Source organism: Acinetobacter sp. ANC 4218 (assembly GCF_002135245.1).
In the GTDB taxonomy this organism is placed as follows: Bacteria; Pseudomonadota; Gammaproteobacteria; order Pseudomonadales; family Moraxellaceae; genus Acinetobacter.
In genome coordinates this window covers 124,346-144,482 of the sequence record NZ_NEGD01000008.1, presented here as the reverse complement: position 1 = coordinate 144,482, position 20,137 = coordinate 124,346, and the positions used below count along the sequence as shown (strand labels likewise).

Genomic DNA, 20,137 nt, shown 5'->3' with positions numbered 1-20,137 from the left:
TAAAAAACGCACCCATCGGTGCGTTTTTTATTGACTCAATTTTTATTGAATTGAGTAGGGGAAATCAAGCATTAAAACGCATGGATAAATCCACTGCTTTCACATCTTTGGTTAACACACCCATTGAAATATAGTCCACCCCTGAGCTTGCCACTTCACGTAAGTTTGCGATGGTAATGTTACCCGATGCTTCCAGCTTGCAACGACCGGCAACATGCTTCACCGCATCAATCATTTGCTGCTGGCTAAAGTTATCCAGCATCACGATATCCGCTTTTGCTTCTAAAGCCTGGTTCAGTTCATCCCAGGTTTCCACTTCAACTTCCACCGGTTTACCCGGTGCAATGTTATGTGCCTTGCTAATCGCCTGTGCAATACCGCCCGCTGCCATAATATGATTTTCTTTAATCAAAAAGGCATCAAATAAACCGAGGCGATGGTTCTGACCGCCACCAATCGCCACGGCATATTTTTGTGCAATACGTAAACCCGGCAAGGTTTTACGGGTATCTAACAATTTGGTATTTAAGCCGTCTAGTTCTTTGACATATAAAGCGGTTTTGGTCGCAACTGCAGAAAGTGTTTGCACAAAGTTGAGGGCAGGGCGTTCCACCGTGAGCAGGCTGCGTGCAGAACCGGCCAGTTTTAAAAAGGCTTCATTGGCTTGTACGCGGTCGCCATCATTTTTTAGCCAGGTCACCTGTACCTTTGGATCATAAGCCTGAATCAGTGCATTGACCCAAGGCTGACCGGCCAGCACCATGTCTTCACGGCTAATAATGGTTGCTGTCGCCTGTTCATCTTCAGGGGTTAATAATGCAGTGATATCACCTTCGCCAATATCTTCTTGTAATGCTTGTTGAATGTTGATTTGGATCGATTGTTCAAGCAAGGATTGAGATATGCTCATAAGGATTCCCGTATCTTTTTTAACCCATGAAAATTGCGCGTTATTTTAGCACTGTTCATTTAAAAGAAATGTTTTTTTCCAGCGATTTTAGCTGCGGAATTTGAGATTTTAAGTTTAAAGTTTTAGGATTGCGCTAAAATCATCAGCTTATGCGAACAGGACTCAGGATTGGACTATGCAACAGGCCCCCTTTTTTCAGGTCATCGACGGTCAGTTAATCGGTGCCAGGCAAGTACCTTCCCCCAATTATAATCAACGTCCCGAACATACCGAAATTCAACTGGTTGTGGTGCATAACATCAGTCTGCCGCCGTCACAATTTGGTGGGGGATATATTGAACAGTTTTTTCAGAACCAGCTGGACTGGTCAGAGCATCCTTATTTTCAAAGTATTGAAGGCATGCAGGTTTCTGCCCATCTGCTGATTTTACGCAGTGGTGAAGTGCTGCAATTTGTCAATTTTAATGATCGGGCCTGGCATGCCGGACGTTCCATTTACCTGGGCAAAAAAGAATGTAATGACTATTCCATTGGCATTGAACTGGAAGGCAGTGATGATTTGCCTTTTGATGAGGTGCAATATGCAGTGCTGGCGCAAGTGACGGCTGCATTGCAAGCGGCTTATCCCAAAATTTTACAACATTTGGCCGGTCACTCGGATATTGCGCCTGGACGTAAAACCGATCCGGGCCCATTTTTTGACTGGGTCAAATTCAGAACTTTATTGCAGCAGCATAAAATCCATCAATAATGAATGGGCTTTATGATTAAACAACGAAACTCCATGTAGAGTTTCATTACAATAGCGACTTAATTTTTTCACTGGGTGGTTACGATGGCGCTTTGGCGATCGACCTTTATTGTTAGTACAATGACCATGTTGTCTCGGGTGCTGGGCTTAGTCCGAGATGTGGTGTTGCTGAATGTGTTTGGTGCGGGTAAAGATTTCGATACCTTTGTGGTGGCCTTTCGTATTCCGAACTTTTTCAGGCGCTTATTTGCCGAAGGTGCATTTTCACAGGCTTTTATCCCGGTTTTAACCGAATATAAAACCACGAAAACCCATGCCGAAGTACAAATCCTGATTAGCCGGGTGTTTGGCTGTCTGGCCACCTTTATGACCACCCTGACCTTTATTGCCATGGTGGCAGCACCTGCGGTGCTGTATATCTATGCGCCCGGTTTCCATGATGACCCGGAAAAATTTGCCCTGGCGACGGATATGTTTCGTCTGACCATTCCTTATCTGCTGTTTATGTCTTTAACTGCTTTTGCCAGCAGTATCCTGAACAGTTACGGTTCTTTTTCGACACCGGCTTTTTCGCCAGTACTATTGAATATCACCATGATTGCAGGTGCATGGTGGCTAACACCCTATATGGCCGAACCGATTATGGCACTCGGTTGGGCGGTGGTGATTGCCGGTATTTTACAGCTAGTGATTCAAATTCCAGAGCTGTGGCGTAAAAAATTATTGATTCCACCTAAAGTGGATTTCAAACATGAAGGTGTGGAACGCATCATGAAATTGATGCTTCCGGCACTGTTTGGTGTTTCGGTTACCCAGATTAATCTATTGCTCAACACCATTTGGGCATCGTTCATGCAGGATGGCTCGGTATCGTGGTTATACAGTGCCGAGCGGATGACGGAATTGCCTTTGGGGTTGATCGGTGTGGCGATTGGTACCGTGATTTTACCTTCACTGTCTGCACGTCATGCCGAACAGGATCAGGTCAAGTTCCGTGGCATGATTGACTGGGCTGCCAAAGTGATCATGCTGGTTGGTATTCCTGCCAGCATCGCCTTATTTATGCTGTCTACTCCAATTATTCAGGCCTTGTTCCAGCGTGGGCAATTTACCTTGCAAGATACTGAAATGACTGCGCTGGCCCTGCAATGTATGAGTGCCGGGGTAATCTCCTTCATGCTGATTAAAGTCTTTGCCCCGGGCTTTTATGCACAGCAAGATACCCGTACACCTGTACGTGTTGGCTTGATGGCCGTGGCAGCGAATGCCATTTTAAACGTGGTGTTTATTAGTTTCTTCAAGCTCATTGATTGGCATGCAGAACATATGGCCTTGGCCCTGGCTTCTTCAGGTTCGGCCTTGGTCAATGCCGGTATGCTGTATTTTTATCTGCATAAACGCAATATTTTCCGCTTTGCCGGACACTGGAAAAAGCTGTTTCTACAATATGCAGTGGCGAATGCCGCGATGATTGCTGCACTGTGGTATGGATTGAGTTGGTACAATGGAGAGGTATCACAATGGATGCGTATACTGGAAGTGATCGGTTTATGTGTCGCTGGTGTGGTGGCTTATGCGATTGGCTTATTGGTCACCGGCTTTAGACCACGTCATTTAAGACCTTAATTTTTATCTTAAAACTCTACACGGTGAGATAAGTTAGATAAAAAGATATTTAATTCGGTTCTTTTGCTAGGTAGATAATAGAAAGCTGAATAAAAAAAATCGGATATGAAAAAAGAGCCTGAATAGGCTCTTTTTTTTTGATCAAGTGAGATATTTTTTAAGTGGAGTTCATTCAACTAAACTCTTCCCCTGGAGAGGAAGCCGACGATTGCTAAAATAACGGCAACCACGAGTAAAATAACTGCAAAATCTTTAGATAATCCTGCGACGCCAGCAAAACCTAGTAGACTTGCAATCAGTGCAATCACTGCAAAAATAATCGCCCAACGGAACATAAGCTTTCTCCATGTGTTGTTATTTTCAAAGTAGATTCAGTATAGGGGCGGAAATTTCCAGCAGTGTTATGCTTGTGTTTAAAAAATGTTCAGTTTGACGGCAAATCGATGATTTAAAGTAATAATCACGTTTATGGACTGTAAACATGCACAGGTTATAATATGCTTCATTTGCTAATTTTTGCCTTACTATGACCGAATCCTTACGTCCACAATTTTGGAAAGAATACGCTTTAACTGAACTTAATCCTGCCGAATGGGAAGCATTATGTGATGGTTGCGGTCTCTGCTGTTTAATCAAATTAGAAGATGAAGAACTGCAAGAAGTCGCTTATACCAAGGTGGCTTGCAAACTTTTAGACTGCAAAACTGCACGTTGTAGTAATTATGAGCAGCGACTTGACCATGTGCCGGATTGTATTCAACTCACACCAGAAAAATTAGCCACTATTCATTGGCTGCCGCCGAGCTGTGCTTATCGCCGTTTAAAAGAAGGTAAGAGTCTACCTGCCTGGCATTATTTAAATACAGGAACACGTGACAGTGTGATCAAGGCACGCAAATCGGCAGCAGGCCGTTGTATTTCCGAAACAGAAGTCAATGAAGATGATCTTGAGGAATATATTGTGCGTTGGGTGCGTTAATCCCTTGTTCATCATCATATAATTTTGGTTGAAAGTATTTGGAAATATCATCCTCCCCCCGACCTGACACAGCGATTTTTTTGTAAATCAGCTCATTTGAAATGCGCGATATTAAAATTACATAGTAGACTTAGTTTAAGTACAGTAAAGAAATAACAAGATGTCTGAGAGCCATATTCCACTCCCTGAACGACTTCGTCCGCGTGATTTGTCCGAAATTATCGGGCAAGATCATTTATTGGGAGCAGGTGCCCCCTTACGTCAAATGATTGATCAGGGCCATTTACCTTCCATCATTTTTTGGGGGCCACCAGGCGTTGGAAAAACCACCATTGCTTTGCTTTTGGCTCAAGCCGTGGATCGGCCCTTTATCAGTTTATCGGCGCTCAATACCGGAGTAAAAGAACTGCGTGAAGTGATTGCCGAAAGTGGCGATTTATTGACCCCGGTCGTGTTTATTGATGAAATTCACCGTTTTAACAAGTCACAGCAAGATGCCTTATTGAATGCAGTAGAAAAAGGCAAAATTACCTTAATTGGAGCAACCACAGAAAATCCCTCTTTTGAAGTGAACAATGCCTTGTTATCGCGTTGTCAGGTGTATACCTTAAATGCGCTGGATGATGAGTCAATTCGAACTTTATTGAATAATGCCATACAGCAGGATGCCTTTTTAAAAGAGCGTTATATCCAAATTGAAGAATACGAAGCATTACTGCAATTTGCGGCTGGAGATGCACGTAAGGCGCTTAATCTTCTAGATTTAATTGCCAGTACTTTTGAACCGGAACTGGAAAATATCATCACCAATGCCATTGTGGTCAAGGTGGCGCAGCAGAATATTGCCCGTTATGATAAATCGGGTGAGCAGCACTATGACCTGGTTTCGGCATTTATTAAATCCATCCGCGGCAGTGATCCGGATGCAGCGCTGTACTGGATGGCGCGCATGCTGAAAGGCGGCGAAGATCCGGTGTTTATTGCACGCCGTATGCTGATTGCCGCTTCGGAAGATATTGGTAATTCCAATCCGAATGCCTTGCTTCTGGCGGGCGAATGTTTCCGTTCGGTACAGGCTGTGGGCATGCCAGAGTGTCGTATTATTCTCGGTCAGTGTGCAGTGTATTTGGCGACCAGTGCCAAAAGTAACAGCACTTATCTGGCCATTAATAAGGCACTCGACCTGGCTGAAAAAACTGCAAACTTGCCTGTGCCACTACATTTACGCAATGCACCAACCAAGCTCATGAAAGAGCAGGGCTATGGTGTGGATTATCTCTATCCGCATAATTATCCAGAGCATTTCGTTCTGCAAGAGTATATGCCACCTGAATTAAAAGGCACCAAGCTATACGAATCTGCACGGAACAAGCGCGAAGTGGAAGGAGAAAAACTGCAACAGCGTCGCTGGATGCAACAGCAACAACAGCAATAACAGTCAAGATGATTCCAGGCGCTGAGGCATTTTCTTTCATGTTGAGTTTTTCAGATGAAAAAACGTAAAAAAAAGCCCAATCCATAGGACGGATTGGGCTGAAAATAGGATGTCTTAGGGGAGATACATCCTAGAGGGTAAACTAAAAATCTTGGTCGGTCAGCAGGAGCTTATAAAGTCATTGACTTCAACCTCTTGCTGCCTGGTATATAAGAAATATTAAGTAAAAAAACCAATATTGTAAAAACGATCATTTTTATTAATTAAATCTGTTTTTTCGATTTTTGGAGATATAAAAAACCGGGCTGTTTAGCCCGGTTTTTGAAATTCGATGAACGAATTAGATATCAGAAAGGTCGATACCTAAACGTGCAGCAACTTCTTCATAAGCTTCAACAACACCGCCTAAACCTTGACGGAAACGGTCTTTGTCGAGCTTTTTCTTGGTATCTTTGTCCCATAGACGGCAACCGTCTGGAGAGAATTCATCACCCAGTACGATACGGTCGTGGAATACACCGAATTCAAGTTTGAAGTCTACAAGTAACATGTTACCTGCATCGAACAAGCCTTTAAGCACTTCGTTCACTTTGTAAGTGAGTTCTTTCATTTGTGCCAACTGTTCAGCAGTTGCCCAACCTAAAGCAATCGCTTGAGATTCGTTCACCATTGGATCGCCAAGCGCATCATCTTTGAAGAACAATTCGAAAGTAGGTGGAACCAGTTCTTTACCTTCTTCTACGCCTAAACGACGGCATAAAGAACCGGCAGCATAGTTACGGATTACACATTCAACTGGAACCATTTTCAATTTTTTCACTAAAACTTCAGTTGGAGAAAGAAGTTTTTCAAAGTGAGTTTCAATGCCAGCTGCAGCCAATTTTTCCATGATGAAGGCGTTAAAACGGTTGTTCACCTTGCCTTTACGATCCAGCTGTTCGATTTTTTCGCCGTTAAATGCAGAAGCATCGTCACGGAAAACTAGGATAAGGTGATCTGCACTATCTGTTTCATAAACAGATTTCGCTTTACCAGTATAGAGCAAGGTTTGTTTCAACATGGGGGAACCTTTTTCAAAAAAAAATGCCTAGTACGACTAGGCTGGCCAATTTTGGTAAATCTGGGTTAACAGTTCTGCAGCTTTTTCTTGGTCTGCAAAGCTGTTATCGGCATTGAATACAGCTAAGTTGTTACTTGTGCCTACAGAGGTCAGTCTTAATACATAAATCTGCTGATCAATCTTAATGGTTACTTCGTAACGATTTTTACTTTGACCAACAATGCTATGGTTGAGGCTACTGAGGGTGGCAAGTGTGTACTGCCAGATTGTAGCAGAATTTCCGTCTATTTTGAGCAGTGGATTTTGGTTTCCATCACGAACCAGCTGTGGACGACCGATATTTGTGCTGTCTTGTTGAGCATCGGCAGCGCTATTGCTTTGCGCCTTGTCGGGACGGGGTAGCACAAAGCGGTTACCGTGCTTGTTTTCAAGCTTGGGTGCATGCTCAATCGCCAGCGGGTCAATTGTTGGGGCTGGATACAACGGCGTTGCCGGTCGAACCATTGAACCTTCCGGATATTTCACAGGTTCAAGGGTTGTTGTATTTTTATAGTCCAGTGAACCATTGCTGATTCCCATGGAACTACAACCCGCTAAACTGAATGCCGAAAGTGCAAGGGTTAAACCGAAACGTAATTGCATAGTGTTGTGCTCTTTATTTAATGACACCCGCAGCGCTGAGTGCTTCACGCAACGGGGTACGATATTGTTCTGCAAGAGGAGTTAATGGTAAGCGAATACCGGTACCAATTAAGCCCATTTCATGGAGTGCCCATTTCACAGGAATTGGGTTAGATTCACAAAATAAAATATTGTGTAAATTTGCAACTTTATTATTTAAAGCTTCAGCACCTTCTGCATCACCTGCAAGTGCTGCAGCACAGATCAGGCTCATTTCCTTCGGTGCGACATTGGCAGTGACAGAAATGTTGCCTTTAGCGCCAAGTCCCATGAGCTGGTATGCCGTAGCATCATCACCAGAATAAACCGTCATGTCTTTGCCGGCTAATCCTTCGATGAGTTCTTTCCCACGCGCTACATCCCCAGTCGCATCTTTAATACCGACAATTTGCGGAATATCGGCCAGACGGATCACGGTTTCGTTAAGCATGTCCACGCCGGTACGTCCTGGGACGTTATACAGAATTTGAGGCAAATCAACAGCTTCAGCAATCGCTTTGTAGTGCTGATATAAACCTTCCTGTGTAGGCTTGTTGTAATAAGGCGTAACCAGTAATGCGGCATCTGCACCGAGTTCTTTTGCTTCTCTGGTGAGCTCAATGGCTTCATGAGTCGAGTTTGCACCGGTACCGGCAATAATAGGAATGCGTTTATTGGCTACACGGATGATTTCTTTAATCACCCGAGTATGTTCAGCCATGCTTAGAGTCGATGCTTCACCTGTGGTCCCTACAGCCACAATACTGTTGGTGCCTTGTTCTATATGCCACTCAACCAGCTTTTCTAGACCCTTCCAATCTACGCTGCCATCTTCAAACATCGGGGTGACGATTGCGACAATTGAACCTTGAATGATCTGTGCTTGCTGAGTCATTTTAAAAAATTATCCTATTTGGCCATCCAACTGGGGTAGAAAAACAGAGATGTGGATGGTTACGTATTTTGATTTATAGCAAATTCAAGCCAATTGAATAATGCTTATGCAAATTATGAACGAACAAGCGGTGAAGAACAATATGCTTTAGTCAAACCATCTAAAAACTTTATGAAAAGCAAGTGAAAAACAGCACAAATATAACCAGGGTAATTTTTTTAAATGGATGTGTCCTGAAATTCTAATCTGTTTTTAATCCTTTAAGATCAATTTTTTGACTGTGAAAATGCTTACTTTGATTTTAAAAAACTGCGCTGGGCCCAATCAACTCAATAATTCCGGGTAAAAACATCAGAATTTAAGATTTAATAAGAATCAGTATAGACTTTAAAGCTATATGAACCAGACAGTTAATCTATCAAAATGATCATTAAAAACTAGAAGAATAATTAATAAAAACTATTACTCCATTTTGACTTTTTTCGCACAGGATGATTTTTAGAATCGAATTTATCAAGATCATGTGAATTTTTCTTGTACGGATTAAGCGGATTAAGTGTTTTTGCGACTATGTGTATTTGGTACTGAAAAACTTTAAATATCCAGTATTTTTGTTAATAAAGTGTAAATTATTCAACTTATTGGTAGTTAATTATGCTGCCAGTCTCATAGATGATTGCGACTTTATTATGAACAACGCTGATTGAAACAAGGATATTCCAATGGAAAAATCAGATAACAAGCACGCGGTCATCACAGTAGCGATCTGTTTTCTGATCGCGGTGATCGAGGGCCTGGATATTCAGGCCGCAGGTATTGCAGCCGCGGGTATTCGTGAGCATTTTGGTCTTGACAGCTCGCAATTGGGTGTGTTTTTCAGTGCAGGGATTTTAGGCTTACTGCCTGGTGCACTGGTCGGCGGTCGATTTGCAGATCGTATTGGTCGTAAGAAAGTCCTGATCTGGTCGACAGCAGTGTTTGCCGCATTTACTTTATGTACAGTTTGGGTAAACAGCTTTAACACGTTGCTGGCTGTGCGTTTCCTGGCGGGTGCCGGTCTGGGTGGTGCCATGCCAATTCTGATCACGCTGGCTTCTGAAGCCGTATCGCCAAAAAACCGTGGTCGTGCCGTGGGCCTGATGTACTGTGGTATGCCGGTCGGTGCTGCGATTCTGTCGTTAATTGCCGCAACTGAATTCGGTGCCAACTGGAAGAATGTATTCTACTTGGGCGGTTTATTACCGATTTTCGTGATTCCACTGATGATGCTGTTCCTGCCTGAGTCGAAAGAATACCTGAAAGCACAGAACAAAACTGCAGCTGAACTTGCCGCTGCTCCACAAGGTTCATTCAAGGATCTGTTTAACTCGAATAACCTGTTACGTACCCTGTGCATCTGGGTCAGCTACTTCTTCACGCTGATGGTGGTTTACATCATGCTGAGCTGGTTACCATCATTGTTTATGGAGCTGGGCTTCACCCGCAAAGACGGTTCAACTGCACAGTTCTACTTTATGGTTACTGCAACGATTGGTACTGTAATTTTGGGTATGTTGACCGACCGCTGGAAAAAAGCCTACGTGATTGTGTTGATGTACGGTGGTATTTTGGCAGGCCTATTGGCATTGAACGGTGCAAGCTCGCTGAGCCAGATGTATATGGCTGCAGCATTGGCAGGTGCCTTCGTGATTGGCTGTCAGGGCGTACTGTATGCTTTCGGTAGTATCGTGTATCCGACCGAAGTACGTGGTACCGGTGTAGGTGTTGCTTCTGCAGTAGGCCGTATCGGTGCAATGCTTGGCCCTGTGATTGCAGGTCAGTTACTGACTGCAGGTTTCGGTGCAGCAGGCGTTATCACCGCAGCGATTCCATGTATCATTATCTCCGCAGTATGTATGCTGATTCTGGTGAACCGCACCAAGGTGTAATACTGAAAAGATTAAAAAAGCCTGCATTTGCAGGCTTTTTTAATGCTCAGAATTTAAAAAATAATCATGTTATTGATAGGGGGAATTTCCTGTTTTGCTTATCGTTTGCGATGCAATCAAAGCGATTTCCTAATTTATTAGGCATTGCAAAATAATACAGATATGGAACTGATTCCAAGATTAATCCGAATGAACAGTCATTCTATTTTTATCGGCAGCGCTAAAAATCCTCTACTATTTTGCGCTATGCTTGGGCGTAAATTGATATTTCAAGGGATGAAAATAATGCAGAATGCGGCTTTGATTGTGGTGGATGTGCAACGAGGATTTACGCCGGGAGGCAATTTGGCTGTGGCCAATGCTGATCAGATTATTCCGAACATCAACCAGTTGGGGCTGCATTTTGACAATATTGTGATTACCCAGGATTGGCATCCAGAAAATCACATTTCCTTTGCCGAGAATCATTCTGGTAAAACACCTTTTGAGATGATTCAGCTGGATTATGGCTCACAAGTCCTGTGGCCAAGCCATTGTGTGCAAGGCACTGCTGATGCAGAACTTCATCCAGATCTGCATTTACCAACTGCCCAACTGGTCATCCGCAAAGGCGCGCATGCCCATATCGACAGCTATTCAGCTTTTCTGGAAGCAGATCAAAAAACCACAACCGGTTTGGCTGGCTATTTAAAAGAACGTGGCATTGATACGGTTTTTATTGTCGGCATTGCCACAGATTTTTGTGTGACTTGGACCGCAATAGATGCCTGTAAACTGGGCTTTAAAAGCTATGTGATTTCCGATGCCACCAAAGGTATCGATTTACACGGGTCATTACAGCATGCCTGGCAAGACATGCTTGCAGCAGGGGTCAAGCGTATTTTGATGAAGGATATCGTTCAACGCCATATTTCCTAAAAAACAGGATCAAGCTGAATAAAGTTGCTGTTTTGCTGAATAGATATGGTACAACCAGCTCTCCAGATCAGAACAGCATAAATATTGGATGTATTGTATGTCTGCTTTTTTGCGCTTTACCCAATTTATTCAGAAAACCTTTGCCCTGTGGGTAGTGCTATTTGCCGCTATTGCTTTAATTTTCCCGGAAGCCTTTGTCTGGCTTAAAGCCTATATTACCTGGATGCTGGGAATCATCATGTTCGGTATGGGCATGACCATGACCGTGGATGATTTTAAAGGAGTAGTGCAAAGTCCCAAAGCCGTGGGGATTGGTGTGGTCGCACAATTTGTGCTGATGCCGGGACTGGCCTATCTGTTGTGCAAACTGTTTCAACTGCCCCCTGAAATTGCCATCGGGGTAATTCTGGTCGGCTGCTGCCCGGGCGGCACAGCATCCAACGTGATTACCTATATGTATGGCCAAAGGCAATACCGCGTTATCGGTTGCCTGTACTTCGGTTTCGACTCTTTTAGCACCTGTATTAACTCCGGCAATTTTTTATCTTCTGGCCAGCCAGTGGATTGAAATTAATGCCCTGTCGATGCTGGGTTCAATTTTACAGGTGGTCTTGTTTCCGATTATTCTGGGTTTAACGATTCGGGCGGTACTGAAGTCAAAAGTGGACTCTTATATTCAGGTGATGCCCTTGATTTCAGTGCTGGCGATTGTGGCCATTGTGGCGGCAATTATTGCAGGAAGTAAGACACAAATTTTGCAATCTGGTTTATTGATTCTAGGGGTTGTGGCTTTGCACAATGGTCTGGGCTATCTGTTGGGTTTCTGGGCAAGCCGTTTGTTTAAATTACCTTATGCAGACTGTAAAGCCGTTGCGGTAGAAGTCGGCATGCAAAACTCGGGTTTAGGCGTGGCTTTAGCAGCAGTGCATTTTGCTGCCTCACCACTAACTGCGGTGCCAAGTGCCATTTTTAGTTTATGGCATAATATTTCAGGTCCTGCATTAGCGAGTTATTGGGCAAGCAGGACAGATAAAATAGAAGAATGATCAAGAACTCTCTGTTGAGCACAGTTGTACTTCAGCACAGAATCCTAGAGATAAAAAAACCGAGCAGTTCAGCTCGGTTTTTTATACCTTAAGTTTAAGAGGCCTTGGATTGTTTGGCTTTTAAGATTTCGGTTCTAAAGGTTTGTGCCAGTTCCGCCACTTCACTGTCCATCCCGTTCATCATAAAGGCATGACGGGTCAGTACATTGGTTGGATTCGGCAGGCTAACCAGTTGGTAACAATCCGAGATCTGCTTGAGCAACTCATTCGGTAAGTGAATAGCACTTTCCTTGGCAGTCAATTGTTGTACCAGACGTTCTGCTGCCTGGACAGGGCTGAGCTGCATGGCCTCAACGTGGCTGGAAATGGCACTGCGGGTCTGCAACACAAAACGTTTTTCTTCACGATAACGTTTGTACAGCACATCGGACAAGAGCTGGAACACGGTACTGATCATCACCAGGCAAGGTACTGCATTTGGTGTTTCTACCGTCATGCTAATGGTTGCGCCATGTTCATCAAATTTATGCACCGTGGTGATGTCTGAACTGTTTAACTTGTAATGTTGTACACAGAGTTCAGTGGCTTTATTCAGGAAAATCTGGCATAGATTGAAATAGGGGATGGAAACGGTTTTATTGACCGAATCCATCAGCTGTTTAGGGTCATAAAACTGGATATTTAAGGCAATACACTTGTCATCCAGTACCACAGGTTTCGATTCTTTGATTTTAGCTTTGGCCTGAGCATTGTTCTGTGCCTGGGCAATCGCGACTGCGGCATTGTGCTGTTCTTGTTCCAAAGCCTGAGTCAGGGTTTGAATTTCATGTTTGAGGCGTGATTCATTATTGATACGTGCCAGATATTCGGTACGGCTTGGACGGGCAATGGCACGGTAAGCCAACCATAACAAGCCATGAATCAGCAGCGATAATAAAATCGCCAGCCATTGGGTACGTAAAATTTCCCCAATACTGGGTTGAATGAGGGTAATTTCAATACTGCCCACTTTCTTTTCATTTTGCAGTGCTTCACGAACAAACACTTCGCCTTGGCGTGTTTTGGTTAAACCGCCTGTTGCCAGTACCTGATTGTTCGCATCCAAAATACGGATAGAAGCCACACTCGGGTTGGTGGCATAACGGTCGGCCAGTAAAGCCAATGACACCGTATTGGCCGGTTCCAGCTCGGACAGGCTGTCTGTGACCAGTTGACTGGTCATCAGCTGTCCCTGACTGGCGCGGTTAGCATTCAGCTGATGCGTCGTCGCAAGTACCAGTAAAAAGGTGTGAAAAGCAAAACTTACAATCAGTAGGCTAGCAAATAGCCCTTGTCTAGGCGCATTCAACGTAAACTTCCAAGGCATTTATGTTCAAATTCGATTATGATTCTAGCAATAGTTGTAGCTCAGATCCGAGTCAATTCATGCGAGAAATCATTCTTATATCATTTTTGGGACCCGACCAGCCTAATCAATTTACACGATTAATGCAGGTATTGTCCGTACATTCGTTACAAATTTTGGACGTTGGACAAGCCGTCATCCACAACCAACTGACTTTAGGTATTGTTGTTTCGTCAGATGACCAAACTGCTACAGCATTAGCCATGAAGGAGATTCTGATTCTAGCACATGATATTGGCTTAACAGTGCGCTTTAAACCAATCTCTACATCAGAATATGATCAATGGGTGAGTGAAGGTGGGCAGACCCGTTATATCGTGACGGCACTGGCACCTGAATTGACCGCCTCACATTTGCAGGCCGTGACCCAGATCGTCTCTAACCAGGGTTTTAATATTGAAACCGTGACCCGTTTATCGGGCCGCCCGGAACTTACCGGCACAGTTGAAGGACCAAAACGCTCTTGCGTACAATTTGGCCTCAAAGGACAAATGCTCGATGCTACTGCCATGCGCGCCGCCTGCTTGCGTTTATCCAGTGAACTGAGTGTCGATGTTGCGGTTCAAGAAGATAATGCTTACCGTCGTAATCGCCGTCTGGTCTGCTTCGATATGGACTCGACCCTGATTGAACAGGAAGTGATTGATGAGTTGGCCATTGAAGCCGGTGTCGGTGAGCAAGTGGCTGAAATCACTGAACGTGCCATGCAAGGTGAACTGGACTTCCAGCAAAGTTTCCGCGCCCGTGTCGCTTTGCTCAAAGGTATGGATGCCTCTGTTTTACCTAAAATTGCCGAGCGTCTGACCGTGACTGAAGGGGCAGAGCGCCTGATTTCAACCTTGAAAGCGTTGGGCTATAGAACGGCAATTCTTTCCGGTGGTTTCCAGTATTTTGCCGAATACCTGCAAGAAAAATTGGGGATTGATGAAGTCCATGCCAATATTCTGGATGTAGAAGATGGCGTGGTCACAGGTGAAGTCAAGGGTCACATTGTCGATGGCGCTCGCAAAGCCTTGTTGCTACGTGAATTGGCAGACAAAATGGATATTTCACTGGAACAGGCCATTGCCGTGGGTGATGGTGCCAATGACTTGCCAATGCTGTCGATTGCCGGTTTAGGGGTGGCTTTCCGCGCCAAACCTCTGGTTCGTCAGAATGCCAATCAGGCGATTTCAAGTGTGGGTCTGGATGGGGTGTTATATCTTCTAGGGGTACATGATAAAGACCTGAGCCGTGCCTAATGGTTCAGTCTAACGGTGGATGTTATTGACAAAACGCGACATTGATGTCGCGTTTTTTTGTGGTCAAAATAGTGAAATTACGATGAACGGTTGGCTTAAATTGCCGATCAAAACACCAATCTATCCATTGGTAAAAAATATTTTTTTAATGCTTTTAATGCATTATTTTTTTGTAATGACACGGCAAGTCCGAGCCCATCTTATTTCCAGAAAAAGTTAAAAATAAAAAAATGTAATGACAAAATAATATTGCGACAAGGTATGTCGCTTGCTGAAAATACAAGACTTTTTTTCTTCAAAAAACTCCGCATAATGCTTGCATAGAAATTGATATAAATATATTTCAGCATTTATTCACGCTATCGGGGATTTGATTTAGACCCATATAAAAGTGTCAACATCCTTTATAGGACGGAGGTTTTTATGGTTACAGCGAATTTAGCAACCATCATAGGCTTAAGCTTGATTGCTGCTGCTTTGATAGCTGTTTTCTTCTCGCCTTATCGTCGTTTGTTAAGCTTTATGTTTGCAGGTATGCTGTTTTGGGGCTTGATTGAAGCCATTCGCTTTAGTACTCAACTGGCGTTTGATTTACCGATGGGATACAGCTACCTGACAGCGTTAATGTCGGTTATGGGGATTTTAACCCTGCTGTTAATCCGCGAAGATCGTCGTGCAGAACGCGCTTTAGCCAAACGTCGCTATATTGAACATACACCAGTCTATGATGACGAGCAGCAACACTACTCAAGCCGTTAATTTGAAAAACTGATAATTCAAAGAAAAAGATGTGCTGCGGCACATCTTTTTTTATTGATTATTGTTATACAAAGCCTTACTTCAAAAAACCCAACTTATGGTAGGATAAGTCGTCAATTTTCCAACAATTACAATAGGCTTAAATGTCATGAAACTATCTTCGATTCCTGTCGTAAAATTACCACTGGTCGATGTAAGCACGGATCCGCTTGATTTGTTAGTTGCGGGCTTAGCTTTGCGTATGAAACAGTTGGTGCGTACCAGTCCAAAATTTATTGAACTGGTTCATGAACGTCAATTCCGTATCCAAATTGGCACTGATCTCGGCTTTGCACGTCAAATTATTGTAAATAATGGGCAAATTGACACAGTAGCAGGCGATGCAGAAAAAGCAGACTTCATTTTGCAGTTCGCAGACAGTGAACAGGGCGTAAAAACCTTAATGAAAGGTGATCCAAGCGCTTTCATGACTGGCATGCAAAATGGCACGATTAAAATGGAAGGCGATTTTGGCCTTTTGGTCTGGTTTAATAAAGTTGCCAAACTGATTCCGCCAAAATTACCAAAACCGGTACAAGAAAAAGTGAAATTGGTTCGTGCATTTATCCGTGAAAAAACCGGAAAATAGTTTTTAAAAAATACGCTAAAAATGAAAAGCCCTCAATCGAGGGCTTTTTTATGCATGATATATTATCGCACTATTCAACTTCCAGATTAAACGTCACCGGGCCATCATTGACCAGATGCACTTTCATGTCGGCGGCAAAAATACCTGTTTGCACATTTTCAAATTGAGATTTTGCATAGTCGACCAAGGCTTCATATAAAGCTTTTGCCTCACCCGGTGGCATGGCTGGACCAAAGTCCGGACGCAAGCCTTTTTGCGTTTGTGCCATCAAGGTAAATTGCGACACTAGTAATAATCCACCGCCGGCCTGAGCCACATTCCAGCCCATTTTGCCCTGTTCATCGTCAAAAAAACGGTATTTCAATATCTTGTCGATCAGCTTTTTGCCTTTTTCCAGATTGTCTTCTTTCGCTAATCCCAGAAAAACTAAAATGCCTTTTTCAATTTGCCCAGTGGTTTCACCATCCACCACAACCTTTGCTTCTAGAACCCGTTGCAATAATGCACGCATAACTTAACCAATTTAAATCTTCAATTTATCCGCAGCATTGTAGCAAACAGGCAGAAATTTAAGCTTTAAAATACACACAATATCTCAACAGAATCATCAGGTTTGGTTAAAGATATTTTGCTCTATCTTGACATGAATGAATCCAAGCAGACTTTAATGAAACTGGATATGAAGATGCAAATGTGAGAGTCGTGACTCAAGACCGCTCACAGGAAATAAAATACAGCTCTATTACGGAATAACAGTGAGGTTTACCCGTGGCTCTATTGCCTTGACGGTTCCAGCTGTACGCAAAACTAGCAATATCAAGATAAAAAGTGTGTTTTAATGCAGTCAGCACAGCGAAATTTCATTAGATATGGCTCCAATCATTCAATCTTTGCTTGATACCGACTTGTACAAATTCACCATGTTACAGGTGGTATTGCATAAATTTCCTCAAACGCACAGTGTTTATCATTTCCGTTGCCGTAATTTAGAGGATACCGTTTATCCGCTGACGGATATTCTGGACGATTTGAATCAGCAACTCGACTATTTATGCCAGCTTAAATTTAAAGAAGATGAGCTGCTCTATCTTCGCAGTTTACGTTTTATCAAAAGTGACTTTGTTGATTATCTGGAACTGTTCCAGTTGAAACGTCGTTTTATTAAAGCCAGCATTGATGAGCAAGGTCGTCTGGACATCTGGATTGAAGGCCCGATGGTTCAGGCCATGATGTTTGAAATTTTTGTTCTGGCGATTGTCAATGAACTGTATTTCATGCGTATTCGCAGTGATGAAGTTTTGGCAGAAGGTGAACGCCGTTTGCAAGCCAAAGTCGAACTGTTAAAGCATTATGAAAAAGAACTGAAGCCTCATGAACCACCATTCCTGGTGTCTGACTTTGGTACGCGTCGTCGTTATAGCTTTGCATGGCAAAAGCATGTGATTGAAGTATTTAACCAAGCCTCACCGAATATTTTCCGTGGTACCAGCAATGTGTTGATTGCGAAAGAATTAGGCATTACTCCGATCGGAACCATGGCACATGAGTTTTTACAGGCCTTTCAGGCTCTGGATGTGCGTTTACGCGATTTTCAGAAAGCGGCACTGGAAACCTGGGTGCAGGAATATCGTGGTGATTTAGGGATTGCCCTGACCGATGTGGTGGGGATGGATGCATTTCTGCGTGATTTCGATTTGTATTTTGCCAAACTGTTTGACGGTTTGCGTCATGATAGTGGCGATCCCTATGCATGGGGTGATAAAGCCTATGCGCACTATAAGAAATTAAAAATTGACAGCAAAACCAAGATGTTGACCTTTAGTGACGGTCTGAATCTGGAAAAAGCCTGGAGCCTGCATCAATACTTTAAAGACCGTTTTCAGGTCAGCTTTGGTATTGGTACCAATTTAACCAATGACTTGGGACAAACCCCACTCAATATTGTGTTAAAACTGGTGGAATGCAATGGTCAATCGGTAGCAAAAATTTCCGACAGTCCAGGAAAAACCATGACCGATAACGATACCTTCCTGGCCTATTTACGTCAGGTATTTAATCTCAGCGAAACAGAATAATCATCATGGCTATAGCTGATTTTTTTGCTAAACCAATGCAAAAAAATCAGCATAATAGTGAAAATGACTTATGTTAAGATCCTTGCTATTGATCTAAATAAAACACGAAAAAAGTATGACTGTATCTGCATTTAATTTTGCTCTGCTGATAGAAGCAGAAGAGCTGGTTCCGTTTTTAGGCAATGAAAAATTACGCATTGTCGATTTAAGCCGTCGTTCTGTTTATGATCAATTGCATATTCCGCATGCCATTCATGTGCAACCGAAGCAGCTGGTACGCCAAGAAGAGCAGGCTTCAGGTTTGTTGCCTGATGTAGAGGGCTTAAAAGCCCTGATTGAATATCTGAATATTTCTCCTGAACATCATGTGGTGGCCTATGATGATGAAGGTGGGGCTTGGGCAGGGCGTCTGATCTGGAACCTGCATTGTCTGGGTTTTGAAAATACCAGCTTGTTGAGTGGTGGCATTCATGCCTGGCTGGCAGCCGGTTTGCCTACTTCTTCAGAAGTGGAAAAATTAGTTCCCGTAGTGCCTCTGGTGGACATTAACCAGACCAATATTGAAAAGTACCGTATTGAATATGCAGAGCTGTTAGAAAAAGTACAAAACAACAGCATTCAATTGTGGGATTGCCGCACCGAAGATGAATATACCGGTCTTCGACTGGCAGCACGACGCGGCGGTCACATTCCAAATGCCCGACATTTTGAATGGAGTACTGCCCTAAATCGTGAAAATCATTTAAAATTGCATCCTTTACAACGCACTCAACAGCGCTTGGAACAACTGGGTTTCAATTTAAAACAACCTGTAGTGGTCTATTGTCAGTCACATCACCGTTCGGGTTTGGCCTATATTCTGGGCCGATTGCTCGGTTGGGAGATACAGGCTTATGATGGTGCGTGGAGTGAATGGGGCAACCGCCTCGACAGTCCGATTATTACCGGAGAGTTACCGTCTTGAGCTTCGCATCACGTTTAAAAAAACAAATTTTTATTCAAGCACAACGTGTTGTGCCACAACACCAATTATCACGTGTCGTGGGTAAACTGGCTGCCAGTGAACATCCGATTATCAAAAATACCGTGATTCAGGCTTTTAAAGCCCAGTATGGAATTGATATGTCGATTGCTGAACAAAGCAATGCATTGAAATTTAAATCATTTAACGAATTTTTTACCCGCTCTTTAAAAGAGGGTGTACGTCAAATCGATACCGATCCGCATAGTATTGTGTCGCCTGCCGACGGTGCCATTTCACAATTGGGTAAAATTGAAGAAGGCGATATTTTTCAGGCCAAAGGGCAAAGCTTTTCGGTGGAAAAACTGATTGCCGATCCACAATTGGCCGAACCGTTTAAAAATGGTCATTTTGCTACAGTGTATTTATCACCTAAAGATTATCACCGTGTGCATATGCCTTTTGCCGGGACTTTGACTGAAACCTTGTATGTTCCAGGGGAATTGTTCTCGGTCAATCAAACCACTGCGGAAAATATTCCGGGGCTGTTTGCACGTAATGAACGGATGGTGTGTCTGTTTGATACTGAGCTGGGGCGTATGGCGGTGGTTTTGGTTGGTGCCATGATTGTTGCAGGTATTGAAACTGTGGCAACGGGTAAGGTGAAACCGACGGGGCATTTGGAGCTTAACCAGCACAATCTGTTCCTTGAAAAAGGGGCAGAGCTGGGCCGTTTCTATTTGGGTTCAACTGCTGTAGTGCTATTTGAAAAAGATAAAATGGCTTGGGATGCTGCATTTAAAGCCAATTCTGTTGTAGTGATGGGCGAAGCGTTGGGGCATACGGTTTAATAATATTCC

19 protein-coding genes and 1 pseudogene are annotated in these 20,137 nt (G+C 43.4%); 13 read left to right on the top strand and 7 right to left on the bottom strand.

The genetic code is table 11. The annotated features are described in order from the left end of the window. Positions 1 to 64: 64 nt before the first annotated feature. Positions 65 to 910 (bottom strand): carboxylating nicotinate-nucleotide diphosphorylase, encoded by an 846-nt coding sequence (gene nadC / locus B9T38_RS09600; RefSeq protein ID WP_086196585.1) that lies wholly within the window; start codon positions 908 to 910, stop codon positions 65 to 67. Positions 911 to 1,085: 175 nt separating this feature from the next. On the opposite strand from nadC, the gene ampD reads away from it, so the two are divergent. Together ampD and murJ are read left to right on the top strand one after the other, a co-directional pair. After that, positions 1,086 to 1,661, top strand: coding sequence for a 1,6-anhydro-N-acetylmuramyl-L-alanine amidase AmpD (gene ampD, locus B9T38_RS09595; RefSeq protein WP_086196584.1), 576 nt, complete (start codon positions 1,086 to 1,088; stop codon positions 1,659 to 1,661). A gap of 75 nt (positions 1,662 to 1,736) precedes the next feature. After that, on the top strand, positions 1,737 to 3,287 hold the full coding sequence (gene murJ, locus B9T38_RS09590; protein ID WP_171263217.1) for a murein biosynthesis integral membrane protein MurJ: 1,551 nt from the start codon (positions 1,737 to 1,739) through the stop codon (positions 3,285 to 3,287). A gap of 176 nt (positions 3,288 to 3,463) precedes the next feature. On the opposite strand, the gene B9T38_RS09585 is transcribed toward murJ, so the two are convergent. After that, positions 3,464 to 3,622, bottom strand: coding sequence for a DUF1328 domain-containing protein (locus B9T38_RS09585; protein ID WP_086176419.1), 159 nt, complete (start codon positions 3,620 to 3,622; stop codon positions 3,464 to 3,466). A 191-nt stretch (positions 3,623 to 3,813) separates the two neighbouring features. Between B9T38_RS09585 and B9T38_RS09580 the strand changes: the two genes are divergently transcribed. Together B9T38_RS09580 and B9T38_RS09575 are read left to right on the top strand one after the other, a co-directional pair. Next, on the top strand, positions 3,814 to 4,266 hold the full coding sequence (locus B9T38_RS09580; protein ID WP_086196582.1) for a YcgN family cysteine cluster protein: 453 nt from the start codon (positions 3,814 to 3,816) through the stop codon (positions 4,264 to 4,266). A gap of 160 nt (positions 4,267 to 4,426) precedes the next feature. Then, positions 4,427 to 5,701, top strand: coding sequence for a replication-associated recombination protein A (locus B9T38_RS09575; RefSeq protein ID WP_086196581.1), 1,275 nt, complete (start codon positions 4,427 to 4,429; stop codon positions 5,699 to 5,701). Positions 5,702 to 6,041: 340 nt separating this feature from the next. Here B9T38_RS09575 and purC read toward each other — a convergent pair whose 3' ends face one another. Genes purC through dapA form a run of 3 tightly spaced genes read right to left on the bottom strand, consistent with a single transcriptional unit; the run spans position 6,042 to position 8,316 of the window. After that, complete coding sequence (gene purC, locus B9T38_RS09570; RefSeq protein WP_086196580.1) at positions 6,042 to 6,761, bottom strand: phosphoribosylaminoimidazolesuccinocarboxamide synthase; 720 nt, start codon at positions 6,759 to 6,761, stop codon at positions 6,042 to 6,044. Between the two features lie 36 nt (positions 6,762 to 6,797). After that, positions 6,798 to 7,403: a lipoprotein-34 precursor (NlpB) gene (locus B9T38_RS09565; protein ID WP_086196579.1), complete on the bottom strand. Its 606-nt coding sequence runs from the start codon at positions 7,401 to 7,403 to the stop codon at positions 6,798 to 6,800. Positions 7,404 to 7,416: 13 nt separating this feature from the next. Further along, positions 7,417 to 8,316: a 4-hydroxy-tetrahydrodipicolinate synthase gene (gene dapA, locus B9T38_RS09560; protein WP_086196578.1), complete on the bottom strand. Its 900-nt coding sequence runs from the start codon at positions 8,314 to 8,316 to the stop codon at positions 7,417 to 7,419. A gap of 722 nt (positions 8,317 to 9,038) precedes the next feature. On the opposite strand from dapA, the gene mhpT reads away from it, so the two are divergent. The 3 genes and pseudogenes from mhpT (at position 9,039) to B9T38_RS09545 (ending at position 12,208) form a co-directional block, all read left to right on the top strand. Next, positions 9,039 to 10,244, top strand: a complete 1,206-nt coding sequence (mhpT, locus tag B9T38_RS09555) for a 3-(3-hydroxy-phenyl)propionate transporter MhpT (RefSeq protein ID WP_086196577.1) — start codon at positions 9,039 to 9,041, stop codon at positions 10,242 to 10,244. Positions 10,245 to 10,526: 282 nt separating this feature from the next. After that, on the top strand, positions 10,527 to 11,162 hold the full coding sequence (gene pncA, locus B9T38_RS09550) for a bifunctional nicotinamidase/pyrazinamidase (RefSeq protein ID WP_086196620.1): 636 nt from the start codon (positions 10,527 to 10,529) through the stop codon (positions 11,160 to 11,162). 97 nt (positions 11,163 to 11,259) lie between these two features. Further along, a pseudogene (locus B9T38_RS09545) lies at positions 11,260 to 12,208 on the top strand (bile acid:sodium symporter family protein). Positions 12,209 to 12,302: 94 nt separating this feature from the next. Here the strand turns inward: B9T38_RS09545 and B9T38_RS09540 are convergent. Beyond that, positions 12,303 to 13,556, bottom strand: a complete 1,254-nt coding sequence (locus tag B9T38_RS09540) for a hypothetical protein (protein ID WP_086196576.1) — start codon at positions 13,554 to 13,556, stop codon at positions 12,303 to 12,305. Between the two features lie 77 nt (positions 13,557 to 13,633). Here B9T38_RS09540 and serB point away from each other — a divergent pair, with 77 nt between their 5' ends. The 3 genes from serB (at position 13,634) to B9T38_RS09525 (ending at position 16,241) form a co-directional block, all read left to right on the top strand. Next, positions 13,634 to 14,854, top strand: coding sequence for a phosphoserine phosphatase SerB (serB, locus tag B9T38_RS09535; protein ID WP_086196575.1), 1,221 nt, complete (start codon positions 13,634 to 13,636; stop codon positions 14,852 to 14,854). Positions 14,855 to 15,277: 423 nt separating this feature from the next. Next, positions 15,278 to 15,613, top strand: a complete 336-nt coding sequence (gene aciT, locus B9T38_RS09530; RefSeq protein ID WP_086196574.1) for an AciT family ciprofloxacin tolerance protein — start codon at positions 15,278 to 15,280, stop codon at positions 15,611 to 15,613. Between the two features lie 148 nt (positions 15,614 to 15,761). Further along, complete coding sequence (locus B9T38_RS09525) at positions 15,762 to 16,241, top strand: SCP2 sterol-binding domain-containing protein (RefSeq protein ID WP_086196573.1); 480 nt, start codon at positions 15,762 to 15,764, stop codon at positions 16,239 to 16,241. Between the two features lie 70 nt (positions 16,242 to 16,311). Here B9T38_RS09525 and dtd read toward each other — a convergent pair whose 3' ends face one another. Continuing rightward, entirely contained in the window at positions 16,312 to 16,752 is a 441-nt protein-coding gene (gene dtd / locus B9T38_RS09520; protein WP_086196572.1) for a D-aminoacyl-tRNA deacylase, read from the bottom strand. A 358-nt stretch (positions 16,753 to 17,110) separates the two neighbouring features. On the opposite strand from dtd, the gene pncB reads away from it, so the two are divergent. From pncB to asd, 3 genes are all read left to right on the top strand, one after another. After that, positions 17,111 to 18,316: a nicotinate phosphoribosyltransferase gene (gene pncB / locus B9T38_RS09515; protein ID WP_086196571.1), complete on the top strand. Its 1,206-nt coding sequence runs from the start codon at positions 17,111 to 17,113 to the stop codon at positions 18,314 to 18,316. Positions 18,317 to 18,431: 115 nt separating this feature from the next. Further along, positions 18,432 to 19,280, top strand: a complete 849-nt coding sequence (locus B9T38_RS09510) for a sulfurtransferase (RefSeq protein ID WP_086196570.1) — start codon at positions 18,432 to 18,434, stop codon at positions 19,278 to 19,280. After that, the gene (gene asd / locus B9T38_RS09505) at positions 19,277 to 20,128 is read left to right on the top strand and encodes an archaetidylserine decarboxylase (protein WP_086196569.1); all 852 of its coding nucleotides are present in this window, start codon (positions 19,277 to 19,279) and stop codon (positions 20,126 to 20,128) included. The genes B9T38_RS09510 and asd overlap by 4 nt, the downstream gene beginning before the upstream one ends. The last annotated feature ends 9 nt before the right edge of the window (positions 20,129 to 20,137 follow it).

Excerpts from the sequence above, each read along its gene's own strand:
- nadC (WP_086196585.1), bottom strand. The coding sequence starts at position 910 with ATGAGCATATCTCAATCCTTGCTTGAACAATCGATCCAAATCAACATT.
- ampD (WP_086196584.1), top strand. The coding sequence starts at position 1,086 with ATGCAACAGGCCCCCTTTTTTCAGGTCATCGACGGTCAGTTAATCGGT.
- B9T38_RS09585 (WP_086176419.1), bottom strand. The coding sequence starts at position 3,622 with ATGTTCCGTTGGGCGATTATTTTTGCAGTGATTGCACTGATTGCAAGT.
- B9T38_RS09580 (WP_086196582.1), top strand. The coding sequence starts at position 3,814 with ATGACCGAATCCTTACGTCCACAATTTTGGAAAGAATACGCTTTAACT.
- B9T38_RS09575 (WP_086196581.1), top strand. The coding sequence starts at position 4,427 with ATGTCTGAGAGCCATATTCCACTCCCTGAACGACTTCGTCCGCGTGAT.
- purC (WP_086196580.1), bottom strand. The coding sequence starts at position 6,761 with ATGTTGAAACAAACCTTGCTCTATACTGGTAAAGCGAAATCTGTTTAT.
- B9T38_RS09565 (WP_086196579.1), bottom strand. The coding sequence starts at position 7,403 with ATGCAATTACGTTTCGGTTTAACCCTTGCACTTTCGGCATTCAGTTTA.
- dapA (WP_086196578.1), bottom strand. The coding sequence starts at position 8,316 with ATGACTCAGCAAGCACAGATCATTCAAGGTTCAATTGTCGCAATCGTC.
- mhpT (WP_086196577.1), top strand. The coding sequence starts at position 9,039 with ATGGAAAAATCAGATAACAAGCACGCGGTCATCACAGTAGCGATCTGT.
- serB (WP_086196575.1), top strand. The coding sequence starts at position 13,634 with ATGCGAGAAATCATTCTTATATCATTTTTGGGACCCGACCAGCCTAAT.
- aciT (WP_086196574.1), top strand. The coding sequence starts at position 15,278 with ATGGTTACAGCGAATTTAGCAACCATCATAGGCTTAAGCTTGATTGCT.
- B9T38_RS09525 (WP_086196573.1), top strand. The coding sequence starts at position 15,762 with ATGAAACTATCTTCGATTCCTGTCGTAAAATTACCACTGGTCGATGTA.
- dtd (WP_086196572.1), bottom strand. The coding sequence starts at position 16,752 with ATGCGTGCATTATTGCAACGGGTTCTAGAAGCAAAGGTTGTGGTGGAT.
- pncB (WP_086196571.1), top strand. The coding sequence starts at position 17,111 with ATGGCTCCAATCATTCAATCTTTGCTTGATACCGACTTGTACAAATTC.
- B9T38_RS09510 (WP_086196570.1), top strand. The coding sequence starts at position 18,432 with ATGACTGTATCTGCATTTAATTTTGCTCTGCTGATAGAAGCAGAAGAG.